Origin of the sequence: Sphaerisporangium sp. NPDC049003 (assembly GCF_043197795.1) — a bacterium.
Taxonomy (GTDB): domain Bacteria; phylum Actinomycetota; class Actinomycetes; order Streptosporangiales; family Streptosporangiaceae; genus Sphaerisporangium.
Genome location: NZ_JBICTU010000015.1, coordinates 166,736 through 185,383 on the forward strand (window position 1 = coordinate 166,736; position 18,648 = coordinate 185,383).

The window sequence follows — 18,648 nt, forward strand, 5'->3', positions numbered from 1 at the left end:
GTGAATACACAGAGCGACCATCTCCGTCCGGCCATATCGACCAGGCGGCCGGGCCTGTGAAGGCTGGCCCGCGGGATATAGACGGGATACAGACGGGTCAGGGAGCCGCGAGTCCCCGCAGTTCGTGGAGCTCTGAGGGGGAGATGGGCATCCGGGCGATCGTGATCCCCTCGGCGTCCTCGACCGCGGAGGCGATGACGGCCGAGACGGGGATCACCCCGGCCTCCCCCGCGCCCTTGATCCCCAGCGGGTTCAGCGGCGACGGCGTCTCAAGGTGAGCCGTCTCGATGAACGGCACCTCCGTGGCGTACGGCATCAGGAAGTCCATGAACGAGGCGTTGAGCAGCTGACCATGGCCGTCGTAGACCATACGCTCGTACAGCGCGCCGCCCACGCCCTGCGCCACTCCCCCGTGGATCTGCCCTTCGACGATCATCGGGTTGATGAGCCTGCCGCAGTCGTGCACGACGGCGTAGCGCAGGATGTGGATCTCCGCGGTGTCCGGGTCGGTCTCAACGATGGCCGCGTGCATGCCGGAGGCGAAGGTCGAGCGGATGGGCGAGTAGTAGTCGCGCCCCTCCAGCCCCGGCTCCTCCCCCTCAGCGACGGGCGGCCGGTCCATCGAGGACACGCCGGAGAACTGGGTGGCCCGCTTGGTCTCCTCGTCGAAGGCGTACCGCAGGGGGTTGGACAGCACGGCCACCGTCGCCAGCGGGATGGACGCCCCGGGGTTGCCCACCACGCGGACGAGCCCGTCCTCGATCTCCAGGTCGCGGGGATCGGCCTCCAGCGCCTCGGCGGCGATGCGCAGCGCCTTGTCGCGCACCTTGCGGCAGGCCAGCGCGATCGCGTTGCCGCTCATCACGGCCGCGCGCGAGGCGAAGGTGCCCACGGCGTAGCCGAAGCGCCGCGTGTCGCCCGTCACCACCGAGACCTTCTCCAGCGGCACCCCCAGCTCGGTCGCGGCGATCTGCGCGAACACCGTCTCGTGCCCCTGGCCCTGCGAGGTCAGGCCGGTCGACACGTGTACCCGCCCGTCGGAGGTGACCTGCACGTGGCCGCCCTCGTACGGGCCGACGCCCGTGCCCTCGACGTAGCATCCGAGGCCGAGGCCGATGCGGCGCCCCTCGGCGGCGGCCCGGGCCTTGAGCTCCGCGAAACCGTCCCAGCCGATCAGCTCCTTGAGCATCCGAAGCGACTCGGGGTAGTCGCCGCTGTCGTAGATCAGCGGCCGGCCGTCCTGGAAGATCAGCCCCTGGTCGTACGGGAAGTCGCCGGGCTGGATGAAGTTGGCCGCCCGTACCTCCGTGCGGTCGAGCCCGAGATGGGCCGCGATGCGGTCCATCGTGCGCTCCATGCAGAAGACGCCCTGCGGGCGCCCGGCCCCTCGGTACGGGGTGACCTGCACCGTGTTGGTGTAGATGGAGGAGAACTCCACGCGGTACGCGCCGACACGGTACGGCCCGAGAAGCTGGGTGGCGGTGATGATCGGCACGATGATGCCGTACGGCGTGTAGGCGCCGTGGTCGTGAAGGATCGTGACGTCGAGGCCGAGGACGCGGCCCCGGTCGTCGAAGCCCACCCGCACGTGCTGCACCTGGGCCCGCTCGTGGGCCGAGGAGATGAAGTGCTCGCGCCGGTCCTCGGTCCACTTGACCTCCTGGCCGAGCAGCATCGCCGCCCAGGGGACGAGGACCTCCTCCGGCCACGGATGCACGATCTTCACGCCGAACCCGCCGCCCACGTCCGGCGCGATCACCTCCACCGAGGGCAGCGGGAGCCCCAGCTTGGACGCGATCGCCATGCGGACGCTCGTCGAGGTCTGGGTGGAGGAGTAGACGCGAAGCGATTGGTCGTCGGGGTCCCACCGGGCGTACACGCCCCTGCCCTCCAGCGGCATGGACGCGCTGCGCTCGAAGTCGAGCCGGAACGCCAGCGTGTGCGGCGCCGCGTCGATGGCCTCGCTCGCACCCGCGCCCGCCGCCGAGGGCACCTCCTGGACGAGGTGGGCGCCGACGTTGCCGGGGACGTCCTCGTGGACGAGGTGGGCGCCCTGCGCGGCCTCCTCGATGCCGACGACCGGCTTGAGGAACTCGTACTCCACCTCGATGAGGGCGGCGGCGTCCTCGGCGAGGTAGCGGTCGCGCGCCACGACCATGACCACCGGTTCGCCGACGTGCCGGACGATGTCCCTGGCGAGGGGGTACGCGGTGCGCCCGTGGGTCAGCGCCGGGTGCGGGATCAGCAGCGGCAGCGGGTCGCGGACCCGCTCGGGCAGGTCCTCCCAGGTGTAGACGGCGACCAGGCCGTCCACGTCCAGCGCGGCCGACACGTCGATGTCGCGGATGCGGGCGTGCGCGTGCGGCGACCGTACGAACGCGGCGGCGAGCGCGTCGTGCCCGAGGTCGTCGACGTAGCGGCCCTGCCCGGTGATCAGCCGCAGGTCCTCCCTGCGCTGGACCCGCTCGCCGAACAGCTTCGTCGTCACGCCTCATCACCCATCAGCTCGGCCGCGCGGTGGACCGCCTTGACGATGTTCTGGTAGCCGGTGCAGCGGCACAGGTTGCCCGAGATGCCCTCGATCACCTCGTCGTCGGTCGGCGAGGGGTTGTCGCGCAGCAGGGCGGTGGCCGTGCACAGGAAGCCGGGGGTGCAGAAGCCGCACTGCAGCGCGTGGCATTCGGAGAACGCCCGCTGCACCGGTGACAGCGTCCCGCCGGGCCCGCTCAGTCCCTCCACGGTGGTGATCTCGTGGCCGTCCACCGAGACCGCGAAGGTCAGGCACGACCGCACCGGCTCACCGTCGAGCAGGACCGTGCAGCACCCGCAGACGCCGTGCTCGCAGCCGACGTGGGTGCCGGTCAGGCCGAGCTCGCGGCGCAGGCAGTCGGACAGCAGCCGCCGGCCCGGCACCGTGGCCTCGCGCACGACGCCGTTGACGGTCAGCGTGATCTCGTGCAGCGCTTCACTCATTCGGGTACTCCCCAGCTCGCTCGTCCGCGGCCTCCTGGGCGGCGATGCGCAGCGCCCGCTCGGCCAGGACCCCGGTCAGGTGCCTCCGGTAGCCGGCCGTCGCGTGGATGTCCCCGTCGGGGTCGATGAGGTCCCGTACGGCCCGCGCCACGGCGGCCCAGTCGACGGAGGCGGCGGGCCGGTGGGCGCACACCTCCGACACATCCAGCAGCACCGGGACCGGGCCGACGCTCACGCAGGCGACCCGGGCCGAGGCGATGCGCAGGTCCTCGTCGAGCGTCACCACGGCGGCGGCGCCCGCCATCGCGTAGTCGCCGTGCCTGCGCGCGACCTCGCAGAAGGCGGTGCCGGTGCGGGCGGGCAGGGACGGGAAGAACGCCGAGACCGCCAGCTCGCCCGGCTCCAGGGCCGACTCCATCGGGCCGGTGAAGAACTCGCCGGCAGGGACGTCGCGCTCGGGGGCCCCGTGCCGCGCCAGCCGTACCGAACCGTCGAGGACGGTCAGCACGGCGGGCAGCTCGGCCGATGGGTCGGCGTGGACGAGGCTGCCGACGACGGTGCCGCGGTTGCGGATCACCGGGTGCGCGACCAGTTTGAGCGCATCGCGGAGCAGGGGCTGGGCCCGCGCGACAAGGGAGGACCGCTCCACGGCCGCGTGCCTGGCCAGTGCCCCGACCCGCACGCCGCCGTCCTCCACCGCGATGGTGTCGAGCGCGGCGACGCGGTTGATGTCGATCAGGTGCGACGGGGCCGCCAGCCGCATGTTGAGAAGGGGGATCAGGCTCTGGCCGCCGGCCAGCACCTTGCCGTGCGCCCCGGCCCCGGCGAGGACCGCAAGGGTCTCGCCGAGGTCGCGGGGCGCGTGGTAGTCGAACGCCGAAGGCTTCACGAAGTGCTGTCTCTCCCTTCCACGAGGGCCTGCGCGGGACCTTGCTCGCCGGCGGTTCCCGACCGTCCGGAGATCACGCGCAGCAGGTGGTATCCGCCGAGGACCACGATCGTGCCGAGCGCGATGCCCGCCAGCGAGAAGTCCTTGGTGATCTGGTGCGACACCGGCCCGATGGCGAGGATGATGCCCGCTCCGATCGGCACCATGTTCACGGGGTTGGAGAAGTCGACCCGGTTCTCGATCCAGATCTTCGCGCCCAGCAGGCCGATCATGCCGTACAGGATGACCGTGATGCCACCGAGCACGCCACCCGGCGTGGCGGCGACCAGCGCGCCGAACTTGGGGATCAGGCCGAACAGGATCGCGACCACGGCGGCGATGTAGTAGGCGGCCGTGGAGTAGACCCGGGTGGCCGCCATCACGCCGATGTTCTCGGCGTACGTGGTGGTGGGCGAGCCGCCGACCGCGGTGGCCACGGCCGTGCCGACGCCGTCGGCGAAGACCGCGTGGCCCATGTAGGGGTCGACGTCGGCGCCGGTCATCTCGCCGACGGCCTTCACGTGCCCGACGTTCTCGGCGATGAGGGCGATGACGGCCGGGAGCACCAGAACGATGGCGGACCCGGCGAACTGCGGCGCGTGGAACTCCGGCAGGCCGAACCAGGGCGCGTCCGCGACCGCCTGGAAGTTCACCCGGGGGTGGGTGTCGACCTTCCCGATGCCCGCGTTGAAGGCCGTGATGTTCCCGAAGGTCTTGTCGGCCAGCCAGGACAGCACGAAGCCGATGACCAGGCCGAGCAGGATGGCGATGCGCCCGATGAACCCCTTGAAGGCCACGATGATGACGAACGTGACGACCATGGTGATCAGGGCGATCCACTGGTCCTGCGGCCAGTACACGTCGGACACGACGTAGGCGAGGCCGAACCCGATGAGCATGACCACCGCGCCGGTCACGACGGGCGGGAAGATCTTGTCGATGGCCCGGACGCCGAGGTAGTGGATCGCGACGCCGCACAGGGCGAGCACGACACCGGCGACCAGGATCGCGCCCGTGACCGTGGCGCTGTCGCCCCCGGCCGCGCGGATCGCGACCACGGCGCCGACGAACGACGCCGACGTGCCGAGGTAGCTCGGGATCTTCCCCTGCACGATCAGCAGGAACAGGATCGTGGCGACGCCCGACATCATGATCGCTAGATTGGCGTTCAGCCCCATGATCAGGGGGAACACGAACGTCGCGCCGAACATGGCGATGACGTGCTGCGCGCCGAACCCGACCATGCGCGGCCAGCTCAGCCGCTCGTCGGGCTTGACCACCTCCCCGGGAGCGAGACCGCGCCCGTCGCCGTGCAACTTCCATCCGAAGGCCATATGAGCCCCTTCACTGACCGGGCCGGGCGGTCGGTGGCCACCCCGCAGGCGGACCTCCGCGGCGTATTGCCATCTCTTCGCGTTGTTGTCTCTTCGCGTTGCCGTGTCGCGTGCCGCGCACTGCCGCCGGGTGAGCACACCTCACCCGCCCGCGATGAGCGATGGGAAGACCTCTCCCGTTGCGGGCACATTAGACCTGTTAGGGGCCGTCCACATGGTAAGGATCTGCCAAACGTGCCCGCCCCAGAAGCAGTCCTCTTGCGCACCGGCACCTCCGGCCCGCCGTTAGCCTTCCTAGATGCCGCGCATGCGGAGGACGTGCAGGGCAAGGGTCAGGTTGAGGCGCAGGTGGGCGTCCTCGGTGAAGTTGCCGAGCATGCGTTCCAGCTTCCCGATGCGGTAGCGCAGCGTGTTGTAGTGGAAGTGCAGGCGGCGGGCGGTCTCGGCCACGTTGAGGTTGGTCTCCAGCAGCACCTGGAGCGTGCGGCGCAGGTCGGCGTTCTCGGCGTCCTCGTCGAGTGCCAGCGGCCCGAGCGTCTCCTTGACGAACGCGTGCAGCTCCGCGGTGTCGTTGACCAGCGACAGGAGCCGGTAGACGCCGAGCTGGTCGAAGTGGGCGACCGCGCCCGGCCCGTGGAGCTGGCGGCCCACCCGTGCCGCCTTCAGAGCCTGGCCGTAGGCGTCGGGCAGGAGCTCGGCCCCCTGGGCGACCCTGCTCATGCCCGTGGAGAAGGTGGCGGGCCGGAAGTCGGCGAAGGCGGCCACCGCGTCCTTGGCCAGGCGGGCCATGTCGACGCCCGACCCGACGATGGCGACCACCTCGTGGGAGAAGCCCGCCACGGCGCCGCGCGGGTCGTGCCGCCGCAGCGCGGTGACCCACGCGGTGAGCAGCCGGTCGGGGGGGATGTCCCACTCGGGGTCGATCTCGGCGACGAGCACGCCGACGGGCCGTTCGAGATCCCACCCGAAGGCGCGGGCGCGGGCGGCCACCCGGACTCCTCCCCTGCCGGTGAGGACGTCGCGGAGGAAGTCGGCGCGGTACTTGCTCTCGACGGCGGCGACGGCCTCCTGCCGGGTCACCACGAGGGCCGCCACCGTGGCGGCACGTTCCAAGATCCCGATGTCGCCGTCCCGGATGGCTCCGCCGGGGCGGTGGGCGACGATGCGCCCGTGGTGGTGGCCGCCCGCGACGACGGGGACGACCGTGTAGTCGCCGCCGGAGACCGCGGGGGCGGCCCGCAGCGGGGTGAGGTCCCCGGCCGCGTCGAGCACGTGCCCGGCGGGGTCGACCACGGCCACGGCCATGTCGAGGAGCCCCGCCACCTCGGCCACGACCTCGCGCAGCCCGCCGCCGGCCAGCACGATCTGCACCAACGCCCTGTGCGCCTCCTCCGTGCGCGCGAGCAGCGCGGCCTGACGGTTGAGGATGTCGGTGAGCACCTGGTTGAGGATGTCGTCGAAGCCGACGTCGTTGGGAAGCAGGATCAGGGGGAAGCCGAGCCGGTCGGCCTGTTCCACCATCTCCTCCGGGAGCTCGTCGACGTATCTGCCGAGCTTGATGCCGAGCGCCGCGAGGCCGCGCTCGTCGAGGTCGGTGACGAGCCGGCCGAGGGACTGCGGGGTGTTCCTCAGGGGGTATCCCGTGGTGAGCAGCAGCTCATGGGGTTTCACCCACGCGAGGATGTCGGGGACCTCCATGACGTTGAGACGCTGGACGATGCGGTCGAGGCCGGCCCTGCCGCCGATCAGGCGGGCTCCCGCCAGTGTGGAGACGCCGAGCACCTCGCCCACGGACACGCCGTGAATGATGGTGCCCGTGGAGGCCAAACGCATCGCCGGGGGTGATGGGTCAGCTGTCATGGTGATGCTCCAGGGTGGAACTCTGTTTCAGAGATTCTGACGGAACAGGGCGTCTGTCAACAAGAGCCAACTCATCGGAGAACTGTTGGCATCTTTCTCCGTACGGCCGATCTCCGGGACCGTTCTACGGTTCCCCCAGACTCGCGGGGAGGCCGAGTGACACTGGGGACGCGTACACGGATCCAACACCGCGCGCCGGCGGACGCCAAAGCGTTCGGCGCGGCGAGCACCGCGCTTCGCCCGGCGCTGGAGTCGCCGCGGCGGCCCGCACGGGTGCTGGCGGTGTTCCCGCTCTGCGTCTATGTGGAGGTCCGCACCGACGTCGAGCCGTCCGTCGTGGCGGTGGTCACCGGGGAGGCGACACGGCTGCCCAACGCCGTCGTGCTGAGCGACCCGCTGCCGGTGACGGCGGCGGGAGACGAGGCCGCCGTCGGCGACGGGTGCGTCGAGATCGGCCGCCTCACCGTCCGCGTCCGCCGCTGGTGGGATCCCGCGCCCCCGCTCGGTCGCGTCGAGCTCTCGCGGCTGGAGCGGGTCCTCCCCCGGTTCGGCCAGATCTGCGGGACGTCGGCCCGCCGGCCGGGGCTCGCCGACGGCGACGCCGGGGCGCTCCTCGCCGAGGGCTGCGCCCGGGGCTCGCTGACGGCGGCCATCACCGCCACCGAGCAGCTCATGGGCCTCGGTCCCGGCCTGACGCCCAGCGGCGACGACATGCTCGCGGGCGTGCTGGTCGCGCTGCGCCAGATCGGCAGGGCGGCGGGCGTGAGCAGGGCCGTCTGGCTGGCCGACTGGCTCGCCGCGACCGTGGCGTTCGACGCGCGCACCCGCACCACCCCGATCTCGGCGACGCTGCTCCACTGCGCCGCCCAGGGACAGGCCTGCTCCGACGCGCTCGCGGTGCTGCGCGGGATCGCCGGCCACCAGCCGCTCGAACCCGCCGTGCACCGTCTGCTCCGGCTCGGCCACACCTCAGGCGCCGACCTCGCCTGGGGCCTGCGCGTGGGCGCGTCGGCGGTCGTCGCGCTCGGCCGGAGCGTGCGAACGGCCAGGTGAACTACCAGATATACGCTCCCGCAGGCGACGCGGCGAGCGATGATCGACCTGTGAGCGGACTTCTGACGAGGGGCGGTGAGCGACCGTTGACCATGACTACTGATCTGGTGGAGGTACGCGCCGGGGTCTACCACGATTCGGTGAGCCTGATGCGGATCAGCCAGGCGCTGAGCTCCCGTCCGGGCGTCACCGTCGCGGTGGTGGCCATGGCGACCGAGCTGAACCTCGGACTGGCCAGGGAGGTCGGGTTCTCGGTACCCGAGACCGGGCCGTCCGACCTGCTCGTCGCCATCCGGGCCGACTCGGACGCGGCGCTGAAGGACGGGGCCGAGGAGCTCGAACGGCAGTTCGCCGCCCTGGCCAGGGGCGCGGGGCCGGGAGGCGCGCGCACCGAGAGCCCTCCCCGCACGACCCGGTCCGCCGCGCGGGCGTGGGACGCCTCTCTCGCGCTGGTGTCGGTGCCGGGCGAGCACGCCTTCGCCGAGGCCATGGACGCCATCGACGCCGGGCTGTCAGTGATGATCTTCAGTGACAACATCCCCGTGGAGCAGGAGGTCCTGCTCAAGGAGCGCGCGAACGAGCGGGGCGTGCTGATGATGGGTCCCGACTGCGGCACGGCGGTCGTGGGCGGCGCGGGGCTGGGGTTCGCCAACGTCCTGCGTCCCGGGCGCGTGGGCGTCGTGGCCGCCTCCGGCACCGGCGCCCAGCAGGTGACCTGCCTGCTCGACCACGCGGGCGCCGGGGTGAGCCACGTTCTGGGCGTCGGCGGAAGGGACCTGTCGGCGGCGGTGGGCGGCCGGTCCACTCTGACGGCCCTCGCGGCCCTGGACGCCGACCCGGCCACCGAGCTCATCGTGCTGATCTCCAAGCCGCCGGCCCCCGAGGTGGCCGAGGTCGTGCGCCGGGCCGTCGAGGGCCTCGCGACGCCGGTCGTCACCGCCCTGCTCGTGCCGGGACAGGGCGACCTGACCTCCGCGGCCGAGAGCGCCCTGCTCGCCCTCGGCCTGCCGGTGCCCGAGTGGCCCACCTGGACGGTCCCGCAGCCGGTGACGCCGTGCGCCGGGCTGTCGGGGCTCTACTCGGGCGGCACGCTGTGCACCGAGGCGCGCATCATCGCGGGGTCCGGCGCGTTCACCGACTTCGGCGATGACGACTACACCCGTGGCCGCGCCCATCCGATGATCGATCCGACCCTGCGCCTGGAGGCGCTCGGGCGGGCGTCCGGCGTCGTGCTGCTCGACGTGGTGCTCGGCCACGCGGCCGAGCCCGATCCCTCGGCCCGCCTCGCGCCCGCCGTCCGCGAGGCGCGCGAGCGTGGTACGGCCGTGGTGGTGGCCCTGGTCGGCACCGAGTCCGACCCGCAGGGCCTGCGCCGGCAGGCGGACGCCCTGGTCGCGGCCGGGGCGTCGGTGTTCACCTCCAACGCGGCCGCCGCCAGGCACGCCGCGAGCCTGATCGGGAGTGCCCTGTGAGGTTGTCCATGCTCGACGGCGAGCCCCGCGTGATCACCGCCGGTGCCGCCGTGCTCGCCGAAGCGCTCGACCAGCAGGCCGTGCCGCGCCTCGGGGTCGACTGGCGACCCCCGCTCCCGGGCACCTCGCAGGCCCTGGCCAAGGTGCTGGCCGACCCGCGCCGGCGGAGCGCCAACGAGGTGGCCGTGGGCCGGCTGCTCTCCGCCCGTCCCCAGCTCGTCGGGGTGAGGCCCGCACGCGAGGTGCTCGACCTGCCCGCGCGCACCTTCTTCCACGCCGGGCCCCCCATCGACTGGGAACGGGCCTCGGGGCCGATGCGCGGAGCGCTCATCGGCGCCGCCATCCTCGAGGGTCTGGCATCCGACGCCGAGGAGGCCGAGCGCCTGCTGGTCTCCGGGAGCGTGAAACTCGACTCCTGCCACCACCACCGCACCGTCGGGCCGATGGCCGGGGTGGTGAGCCCGTCGATGTGGATGTTCGAGGTCGTCGACGGCGAGCACGGCGGCACCGCGTACTGCTCGCTGAACGAGGGTCTGGGCAAGGTGCTGCGTTACGGCGCCTACGGGCCGGAGGTCGTCGAGCGGCTGCGCTGGATGGGCGAGGTGCTCGGGCCGGTGCTCGCGGGGGCCCTCGCCGTGAACGGCCCGATCGACCTGCGGTCGCTGATCGCCCAGGCGCTCCAGATGGGCGACGAGCTGCACAACCGTAACCGCGCGGCCACCTCGCTGATGGTCCGCGAGATCGCCCCGGCGATCGTGGAGGCGTCGCCCGAGCACGCCGCCGCCGTCCTGCGCTTCATCAACGGCAACGACCATTTCTTCCTGAACGCGGGAATGGCGGCCGGCAAGGTCAGCGCCGACGCCGCCAGGGACGTTCCCGGGTCCTCGCTCGTGGTCGCCATGGCGCGCAACGGCACCGACTTCGGCATCCAGGTCTCCGGCCTCGGCGACCGGTGGTTCACCGGTCCCGCGGGGGTTCCCGACGGCCTCTACCTGGGCGCGTACGGGCCGGACGACGCCAATCCGGACATCGGCGACTCCACGATCACCGAGACGTCAGGCCTGGGCGGCTTCGCCATGGCCGCCGCGCCGGCGATCGTCCGTTTCGTCGGCGGTGACGTGTCCGACGCCATCGCCGCCACCCGGTCCATGTACGAGATCACGCTGGCCGAGCACCCGGCGTACCAGATCCCGGGGCTGGGCTTCAGGGGGACTCCCACGGGAATCGACATCGCGCTGATCGCGAGGACGGGGCAGCTCCCGGTCGTCAACACCGGCATCGCGGGACGCGTGGCGGGAACCGGGCAGGTCGGCGCGGGTCTGGTCAGCCCGCCCGCCGAAGCGTTCACCTCGGCTCTGGTCGCGCTCGCCGATACGTAAAAGAAGACCGAATTCCCATTGACCCGGCTTTGACCCTAATATCGGTGGCCTGCCTCACCGTCTTGACGACGCACATGATCCATGCATGATCCACAAAATGGGGAAATGACGCGGACGAGCGTGAATTGGGGACCGCCGTATGACGACCGATCGCGCGCTCGGGAGGGCGCCCTCCATGACCGAGGGTAAGAGCCCCTTGGGCGGCGCCGGGGTCGCGCCAGAGGGTCAGGGACGGCTGGTGGGCCGGCGATACCGTCTGCTCTCACCGGTCGGCCGCGGTGGCATGGGCATGGTCTGGCACGCCCACGACGTGCTCCTCGACCGAGACGTCGCGGTCAAGGAGCTGATCCTGCCCTTCGGCCTCGACCACGCGGGCAAGCAGGTCGCCCACCGGCGCATGCTGCGCGAGGCCAGGTCGGCCGCGCGGCTCAGCCACCCGGGCATCGTGACCGTCCACGACGTCGTCGAGGAGGACGGACGGCCCTGGATCGTCATGGAGCTGATCCGCGCGTGGTCGCTGGAGCAGGCCGTGCGGCAGAGCGGGCCCCTGCCGGTGGTCCAGGCCGCCGAGATCGGCGTCCGCGTGCTCGACGCGCTCCGGCACGCCCACGCCGCCGGCATCCTCCACCGCGACGTCAAGCCCGGCAACGTGCTGCTCACCGCCGATCGCGTGGTGCTCACCGACTTCGGCATCGCCGCGATAGAGGGTGATGTCACCATCACCCAGACCGGCCTTCTCATGGGCTCGCCCGCCTACATCCCGCCGGAGCGGCTCCAGGGCCGCCCGATCACCCACGCGGCCGACCTGTGGTCCTACGGCGCGACGCTCTACGCCGCCGTCGAGGGCCGCCCGCCGTACGAGGGGCCGGACGCGGTGGCCGTCCTCGGCGCGGTGCTGACCCAGGAGCCCAACCGCCCGCAGCGCGCCGGAGCCCTTCTGCCGGTCATCGAGGGCCTGCTGCGCAAGAACCCCGCCGACCGGATGCCGGCCGCGCAGGCCGCGGAGCTGCTCGAACGGGTGCTGCGCACGCATGGCTCCGGGCTGGCGCTCCTCGGCGACCGGCCCGTCTCGACGCCCCTGCCCACGCGGGCCGGCTCCACGCCGGTCCACATGCTCCCTCCCCTCGATCCGCCCTCGGGGCCGATGCTCTCGCGCATCATTGAGACCCCGTCGGGACCTGTGCGAATTCCGTTCGACCCGGACTCCCCCGACCAGGCCGGGCACGCCGACCTGTTCCGCCCGCGTGGCGGCGGCTCGTCCTCCACCGGCGCGCACGGCACGCCCTACGGAGCCCCCGCCGGGTACGACGTGCTGGAGAGCCCATCGGACTCGCGGCGCGCCCCCTTCGAGGAGCCCTCCGCCCTGACGGCTTCCCGTCCCGACCCCTACGACGCGCTGCGCAGCCCGTCAGGACCGCAGCCGGTGGACCCGTACGACGCGCTGCGCAGCCCCTCGGGACCGCGACCCGCCGACCCCTACGACGCCCTGCGCAGCCCCTCAGGACCGCAGCCGGTGGACCCGTACGACGTGCTGCGCAGCCCCTCGGGACCGCAGCAGGACCCGTTCGATGCCTTCCGCAGCCCCTCAGGCCCGCGGCCCGGCCCTTACGACGCGCCGCGCGGCCCGTCAGGTCCGCGACCCGCCGACCCCTACGACGCGCTGCGCAGCCCTTCAGGACCCCAGCCGATGCCCTACGAGGGGCTGAACAGCTCGCCGGGCACCCGGTCGAACCTGTACGACGCCCTCAGGAGCACCACCGGCCCCCAGGCGTTCGACGCCGGCTCGGCGCGCGACCCGCTCGTGGCCGGGACGCCCGGCTCCCGGGTGTGGCCGGCGGGATCCTCACCTAACCTCGCCGACAAGCTCGCCAAGGACCTTCCCGGCGACCCCTTCGCGGGTCCGGACCGCGGGGGCGGCGGCAGGGGCGCGCGCGAGGAGGACCCGGACGCCCGTACGCGCCGCCGCGTGATGGAGGAGCCGCGGGACGACGCCCGCGAGGGCCGCTCCCCCCTCATGCTCCTCCTGGCCGGTGTGGGGGTCGTCGGCGTGGTGGCCGCCCTGCTGTTCGTGCTGTGGCCGGCGGGCTCCCCGTCGGAGGAGAACGTCGCCGCCCCGCCCGCGGCCACCGGCGGCGCCGCCCTGACAGGGCCGTCGTCGCCGGATGCCTCGGCCCAAGGCGACCAGGCCGTCCCCACCGAGATCCCGGCGAGCTTCCGCTCGCGCACCGCGGCCGGCGCCTCGGTCGCGGTCCCCAAGGACTGGACGGTCTCCACCTCCGCCGACGCGGTGACCTACCTCGGCCCGAAGAGCTCGGGGCGGCGCATCCAGATCAAGAAGGTGCCCTCCACCGGCGACGACGGCCTGACCGCGCTCACCAAGGCCAAGGACGAGACCACGCTCACCGACTACGCCCAGGTGCGCCTGGAGTCCTCCGCGTTCGGGGACGGCAAGTGGCAGGCGAGCGTCTGGGAGTACACCTACACCGCCCTGACCAACGTGACCACGCACGCCGTCACCCGGCACATCGCCGTCGACGGCGAGACGGCGTTCGAGGTGACGTTCACCGCGCCCGACGCCGAGTGGGACCAGCCGGACAACCGCCAGACGATGGCCGTCCTGTGGAGCAGCTTCAAGCCCGCTTCCTGATCACCCGGCGCCCATGGCGAGCGGGATCGCGACCTCGTCCTCCATCGGTGGCTCGATCTCCTGCGGACGGCAGCCGGTGGCCGCGAAGCAGCGGATGCGCAGCGTGCCGTCCTGCACCGATACGTGCAGGAAGCTCTTGAAGAAGGGCGGGGTGTCCCAGTCGGACAGCTCGGAGAAATAGCGGTGGAAGGTGCGCCCGACCGGCAGGCGGAACGGCATCGGCCAGCCGCCGAGGATACGGGCCGCCCACTTCATGCGCGCCGTGATCCGCACGGGCCCGCCGGGGGCGGCGGGCTCCGAGCCGCCGGCGCCCGCCGTGCCGGCCGTGCCGTCGCCCGTGCCGACGGGGCGCGGCGGGGTGTTGCCGATGTGCCTGGACATCAGCACCAGGCCCTCGTCGGGTGTGAGGTAGAGCCAGGGCATGCGGTACCGGGCACGGTAGAGGTTGCTGTAGAACGACAGCGAGTCACCTCTCAGCGGGTAACACTTGAAGTCGTCCTCGCGCACGCCTCCGATGTCGACGCGGGGGATCGTGTGCGTGGCGTGCATGAACGCGCCGCCGCCCCCGGACACGATGTACTGGATGGTCCGGCCGCCGGCCTCGACGGGGTAGCGCTGGTAGTTGTGGGTGTCCCCGCCGATCGCGGCCACGTAATTGTTCGCCGGGTCCCTGACGATGTCGTCGACCGTGCCGCCGTCCTCGATCGGGCACGGGTGGTACTGGTTGCGGTCGTAGATCGGCTTGCCCGTGACCAGGACCTTGGGCCGTGGATCGGCGGACACCCGGCGCAGCCACGCCCCCTGGTCGCGGTCGATGGCGCCGCGGATGCCGGTGTCGATGCCCACCAGCAGCAGGCCGGGCAGGTCGATCACCCAGTAGGGCGCGGGCTGCGCCGCCCGCTGGCCGGGCAGGGACCGCCTGGCGCGGGCCTCGGCCAGGCGCGGCTCGTCGATCGCCTCGGGCCTGGTCCACAGCAGCCCCCGCAGGCCCGAGGGCGACAGCGAGAACCCCTGCCGCCGCGCCTCCAACGCGGGGGCGTCGCAGAAGACGCGCATGAACCCGCCGAGCCCGTCGTACCAGTCGTGGTTGCCCGGGACGGCGTAGATCGGCGCGGGGTAGTCCTTGTAGGGGCGGAAGAACTTGTCGTCGTACTCGTTGCCCGACCCCGTCGGGTAGATGACGTCGCTCGCGACGACCGCGAAGGCGGTGCCGGCGCCGATGGTGAGCAGGCCGGGCACCACGGCGTACTGCGAGGCGTCGCCCTCGCCGGTGTCGCCGATGATCAGGAAGCTGTACTCGCCACCCACATCAGGCTTTATCCGGAAATCGGGGTCGACGCCCTCGCGTGTCGCCATCCACCGCCGGCGCACCTCGTTGGACGGGTCGCCGAAGAGCTGGGCGAGGATCTCGTTGCGCGAGCGCAGCAGGGTCTTCACGCCCAGCCAGGAGAAGCTCCGCTCGTTCGGGCGGAGCTTCTGGAACGTGCCCATCTCCTGGCAGGACCACCCGGCGCCCTCCTCGGACACCCGCGACGAGACCCGCTTGCCACGCGCGGCAGCCCGCTCCACATCGACCATGACCCTATCTTTGCCATGATCTTGGTGGATCGCACGCCGACTCACCAATCGGGTCTCGCGGACGTTTCCCTCCCCGCCCGTACAGACCGGGCGATCAGGGGATCAGGACGCCCGGGTTGAGGATTCCGGCCGGATCCAGGCGCTCCTTGACCGCGCGGAGGATGTCGACCCCGAGGTCGCCTATCTCGGCGGCGTAGGCCGTCTTGTGGTCCCTGCCGACGCCGTGGTGGTGCGAGATCGTGCCGCCCGCCAGCCCGATCGCCTCGTTGACCGCCCGCTTGGCCGTGTCCCACTGCCCGAGGGGGTCGGCGGTCTGCGAGGTCACCACGGTGAAGTACAGCGACGCGCCCGTCCCGTACACGTGCGACAGGTGGCACATCACCAGCGGCGGGCCGCCCGGGCCCGACTGGTCGGCGGGCGCGAGGGCCACGCTGAGCACCAGCCGCACGGCGTCGTAGAGCCTCGGGATCCCCGACCAGAAGCAGGCCGTCTCCAGGGTCTCCACCGTCGCCCCCGCGCCGAGCAGCGCGTCGCGGAGGTACGGCGCGCTGAAGCGGCCGTGGGCCCACGCCTCGCCGGGCTCGGGGCCGAGGTAGACGCCGCCCAGCCCCGACAGGGTCGCGGCGGTGCGCTCCCGCCGGTGGGCGACGTCGTCGGCCTCGCCCTCGTACCCGACGACGGCCAGGCATCCGGCGTCGGGCCGGACCCCGCCGATCTCCCCCGGCTTGGCCAGGCCCACCATGGTCTCGGTCTCGTCGGACAGGCGCAGCACCGTCGGGAGCGGCCCCTCCTGCGCCACGCGACGCAGCGCCGCCGTCCCCGCCCCGAACGACGCGAACCGCCAGCCCTCGTAGACCTTCTCCGCCGGTGCCCGCCGCACCCGCAGCCGCATGGAGGTGATGACCCCGAAGGCGCCCTCTGAGCCGAGGACGAGCTGGCGCAGGTCGGGCCCGGCGGCGGACTTCGGCGCGCGGCCGGACTCCAGCGTGCCGCGCGGGGTGGCGACGGTCACGCCCACCACCATGTCGTCGAAGCGGCCGTACCCCGCCGACGCCTGGCCGCTCGACCGCGCCGCCGCGAAGCCGCCCAGGGTGGCGTACTCGAAGGACTGGGGGAAGTGGCCGAGGGTCAGCCCGTGCCGGGCCAGGAGCTGCTCGGCCTGCGGGGCGCGCAATCCCGGCTCCAGATCGGCGACCATCGACTCGGTGTCCACCGAGATGAGCCGGTTGAGCCTGGCCAGGTCGAGGGCCACCACACCGGCGAAGCCCTGCCGCGAGGCCACGAGCCCGCCGACGACCGAGGTGCCGCCCCCGAAGGGCACGACCGCGACCCGGTGGTGCGCGCAGATGCGCAGCACTTCCAGCACCTCGTCGTGCGACCCGGGCAGCAGGACCGCGTCGGGGGCGTCGGAGCCGTCTCCGTCGCGCATGCGCAGCAGGTCGGGCGTGGACTTGCCGCGCGTGTGGCGGATCCTCGCGTCGTCGTCGAACCGGACGTGCTCCCCGCCGACGGCCTTGCGGAGATCGGCGAGGATCAGCGGGGACAGGGCGGCGGCGCGCAGTCTGATCTCTCCGAAGCTGGCGGCGGGCCGCGCGTGCTCGCGCACGCCGAGCAGCTCGCGCAGCAGCTTTCGGACGGATTCGGGCAGTTCGGCCGCCTTGGCGGGATCGCCCCAGCCGGACCAGAGCATCGGTTCCGCGGTGATATCGGGAGTTTCCACGCCCTACACTTTGACACGCCCGGCTGCGGTTCCCCTTCCGGGAGTCCCCTGGAAGAGGTGCCAGGCCCGTGAACCACATCCCCGACGCGTCGCTCAACGCCCCCCGCCGCGCCCGCGAGCTGGCCGAGGCGCGGGAGACGGTCGTCGACCTGCTGGTGGTCGGGCTGGGCGCGACCGGGGCGGGGGTGGCGCTCGACGCCGCCTCCCGGGGCCTGTCGGTCGTGGCGATCGACGCCCACGACCTGGCGTTCGGCACCTCCCGGTGGAGCTCCAAGATGATCCACGGCGGGCTGCGCTACCTCGCCAAGGGCCAGGTCGGGGTGGCCAGGGAGAGCGCGGTCGAGCGCGGGGTGCTGCTGCGCCACACTGCCCCCCACCTGGTCCGCTCCCAGCCCTACCTGCTGCCCCTCACCCCGGAGGTGTCAAGGGGCCGGGCCGAGGTCCTGATGGCGGGGTACCGGCTCGGTGACCTGCTCCGGGCGTCGGCGGGGACGCCGCGCCGCCTGCTCCCCGGCCCGTCCCGCGTGACGCCCGCGCGGGCCCGCGCCTTCGTGCCGGCCCTGCGCCCGTACGGGCTGCGCGGCGCTCTGGTGTCCTTCGACGGGCGGGTCGTGGACGACGCCCGGCTGGTCGTCGCGATCGCGAGGACCGCCGCCGCCCACGGCGCCCGGGTGCTCACCCGGTGCCGCGCCCTGGCCCTGTCCGGCGACGGCGCCGAGGTCCGCGACGAGCTGGGCGGGGAGACCTTCACGATCCGCGCCCGCAGGGTGATCAACGCGACGGGAGTGTGGGCGGGTCAGCTGACCGGCTCGGTCTCCATGCGGCCCTCCAGGGGCACCCACCTGGTCCTGCGGCCCGGCACCCTCGGCGAGCCCCGCGCGAGCCTGCACGTGCCGATACCGGGCGAAGGGGCGCGGTTCGTCCTGGTGCTCCCCCAGCCCGACGGGCGCGTCTACGTGGGACTCACCGACGAGCCGGTGGACGGCCCGATCCCCGACGTGCCCGAGGTTCCGGAGACCGACATCGCCTTCCTCCTGGAGGTGCTCAACTCCGTTCTGGAGGTTCCCGTCGCCCGCGCGGACGTGGCGGGCGCCTACGCGGGCCTCAGGCCGCTGCTGACCGGCGACGGGCGCACGGCCGACCTCTCCCGCAGGCACGCGGTCGTCAGGGCTCCTGACGGCCTCGTGACGATCGTCGGCGGGAAGCTGACCACCTACCGCCGGATGGCCGAGGACGCCGTCGACGCCGCCTTCCCGCACGCCCCCCGCAGCCGTACGGCCCGCCTGCCCCTCGTGGGCGCGCACAGAGTGGGCTCCGACATGGCCGTGCGCTCGCCGGAAGGCGTCCCGCCGAGGCTGACCGAGCGGTACGGCTCGGAGGCGGCGGCCGTCCACGCGCTCGCGGAGCGGCATCCCGAGCTGGCGGAGACGCTGCCGCTGGGGGTCACGGTGGCCGAGCTGGTGTGGGCGGTGCGGCACGAGGGCGCGCTGGACGCGGGCGACCTCCTCGACCGCCGCACCCGCGTCGGGCTGGTGCCCGAGGACCGCGCCGCGGCCCTTCCCGCGGCGGAGCGGGTGCTGCGCGACCATTCCCGGTAGCTCCGGACCGGCGCTCACGGCAACCTACTCGGCAAGATCGGCACGTGAGTTATGTCACACCAGGCACCCGCATAGGGGTGGGAAAAATGGATACCCCTGAGATCCG

12 protein-coding genes are annotated in these 18,648 nt (G+C 72.7%); 5 read left to right on the forward strand and 7 right to left on the reverse strand.

The genetic code is table 11. From position 1 onward, the window contains the following. Nucleotides 1-97 precede the first annotated feature (97 nt). The 5 genes from cutA to ACGFIV_RS18505 form a co-directional block, all read right to left on the reverse strand. Nucleotides 98-2,488 (reverse strand): aerobic carbon-monoxide dehydrogenase large subunit, encoded by a 2,391-nt coding sequence (gene cutA / locus ACGFIV_RS18485; RefSeq protein ID WP_358561568.1) that lies wholly within the window; start codon nt 2,486-2,488, stop codon nt 98-100. Beyond that, nucleotides 2,485-2,973, reverse strand: coding sequence for a (2Fe-2S)-binding protein (locus ACGFIV_RS18490; protein ID WP_358561571.1), 489 nt, complete (start codon nt 2,971-2,973; stop codon nt 2,485-2,487). The genes cutA and ACGFIV_RS18490 overlap by 4 nt, the downstream gene beginning before the upstream one ends. After that, nucleotides 2,966-3,862, reverse strand: coding sequence for a xanthine dehydrogenase family protein subunit M (locus tag ACGFIV_RS18495; RefSeq protein ID WP_358561575.1), 897 nt, complete (start codon nt 3,860-3,862; stop codon nt 2,966-2,968). The genes ACGFIV_RS18490 and ACGFIV_RS18495 overlap by 8 nt, the downstream gene beginning before the upstream one ends. Beyond that, a complete protein-coding gene (locus ACGFIV_RS18500; RefSeq protein ID WP_392836231.1) occupies nt 3,859-5,235 on the reverse strand; it encodes a uracil-xanthine permease family protein in 1,377 nt (458 codons plus the stop codon). Before ACGFIV_RS18500 ends, ACGFIV_RS18495 begins: the two co-directional genes overlap by 4 nt. Before the next feature lie 294 nt (nt 5,236-5,529). After that, nucleotides 5,530-7,095, reverse strand: coding sequence for a PucR family transcriptional regulator ligand-binding domain-containing protein (locus ACGFIV_RS18505; RefSeq protein ID WP_358554925.1), 1,566 nt, complete (start codon nt 7,093-7,095; stop codon nt 5,530-5,532). A gap of 156 nt (nt 7,096-7,251) precedes the next feature. Between ACGFIV_RS18505 and ACGFIV_RS18510 the strand changes: the two genes are divergently transcribed. From ACGFIV_RS18510 to ACGFIV_RS18525, 4 genes are all read left to right on the forward strand, one after another. After that, nucleotides 7,252-8,148 (forward strand): DUF2877 domain-containing protein, encoded by an 897-nt coding sequence (locus ACGFIV_RS18510; RefSeq protein WP_392836235.1) that lies wholly within the window; start codon nt 7,252-7,254, stop codon nt 8,146-8,148. A 92-nt stretch (nt 8,149-8,240) separates the two neighbouring features. Further along, complete coding sequence (locus tag ACGFIV_RS18515; protein WP_392836238.1) at nt 8,241-9,620, forward strand: FdrA family protein; 1,380 nt, start codon at nt 8,241-8,243, stop codon at nt 9,618-9,620. After that, the gene (locus ACGFIV_RS18520; protein WP_358554917.1) at nt 9,617-10,999 is read left to right on the forward strand and encodes a DUF1116 domain-containing protein; all 1,383 of its coding nucleotides are present in this window, start codon (nt 9,617-9,619) and stop codon (nt 10,997-10,999) included. Before ACGFIV_RS18515 ends, ACGFIV_RS18520 begins: the two co-directional genes overlap by 4 nt. Nucleotides 11,000-11,138: 139 nt before the next feature. Then, the gene (locus tag ACGFIV_RS18525) at nt 11,139-13,646 is read left to right on the forward strand and encodes a protein kinase (RefSeq protein WP_392836242.1); all 2,508 of its coding nucleotides are present in this window, start codon (nt 11,139-11,141) and stop codon (nt 13,644-13,646) included. Here the strand turns inward: ACGFIV_RS18525 and ACGFIV_RS18530 are convergent, their stop codons facing one another. Together ACGFIV_RS18530 and ACGFIV_RS18535 are read right to left on the reverse strand one after the other, a co-directional pair. Beyond that, complete coding sequence (locus tag ACGFIV_RS18530) at nt 13,647-15,224, reverse strand: metallophosphoesterase family protein (RefSeq protein WP_392836245.1); 1,578 nt, start codon at nt 15,222-15,224, stop codon at nt 13,647-13,649. A gap of 94 nt (nt 15,225-15,318) precedes the next feature. Next, entirely contained in the window at nt 15,319-16,914 is a 1,596-nt protein-coding gene (locus tag ACGFIV_RS18535) for an FAD-binding oxidoreductase (protein WP_358554934.1), read from the reverse strand. Nucleotides 16,915-17,012: 98 nt separating this feature from the next. On the opposite strand from ACGFIV_RS18535, the gene ACGFIV_RS18540 reads away from it, so the two are divergent. Further along, nucleotides 17,013-18,542 carry a glycerol-3-phosphate dehydrogenase/oxidase gene (locus ACGFIV_RS18540; RefSeq protein WP_358554908.1) on the forward strand — a complete coding sequence of 510 codons (1,530 nt, stop codon included), beginning with the start codon at nt 17,013-17,015 and terminating at the stop codon, nt 18,540-18,542. Nucleotides 18,543-18,648 lie beyond the last annotated feature (106 nt).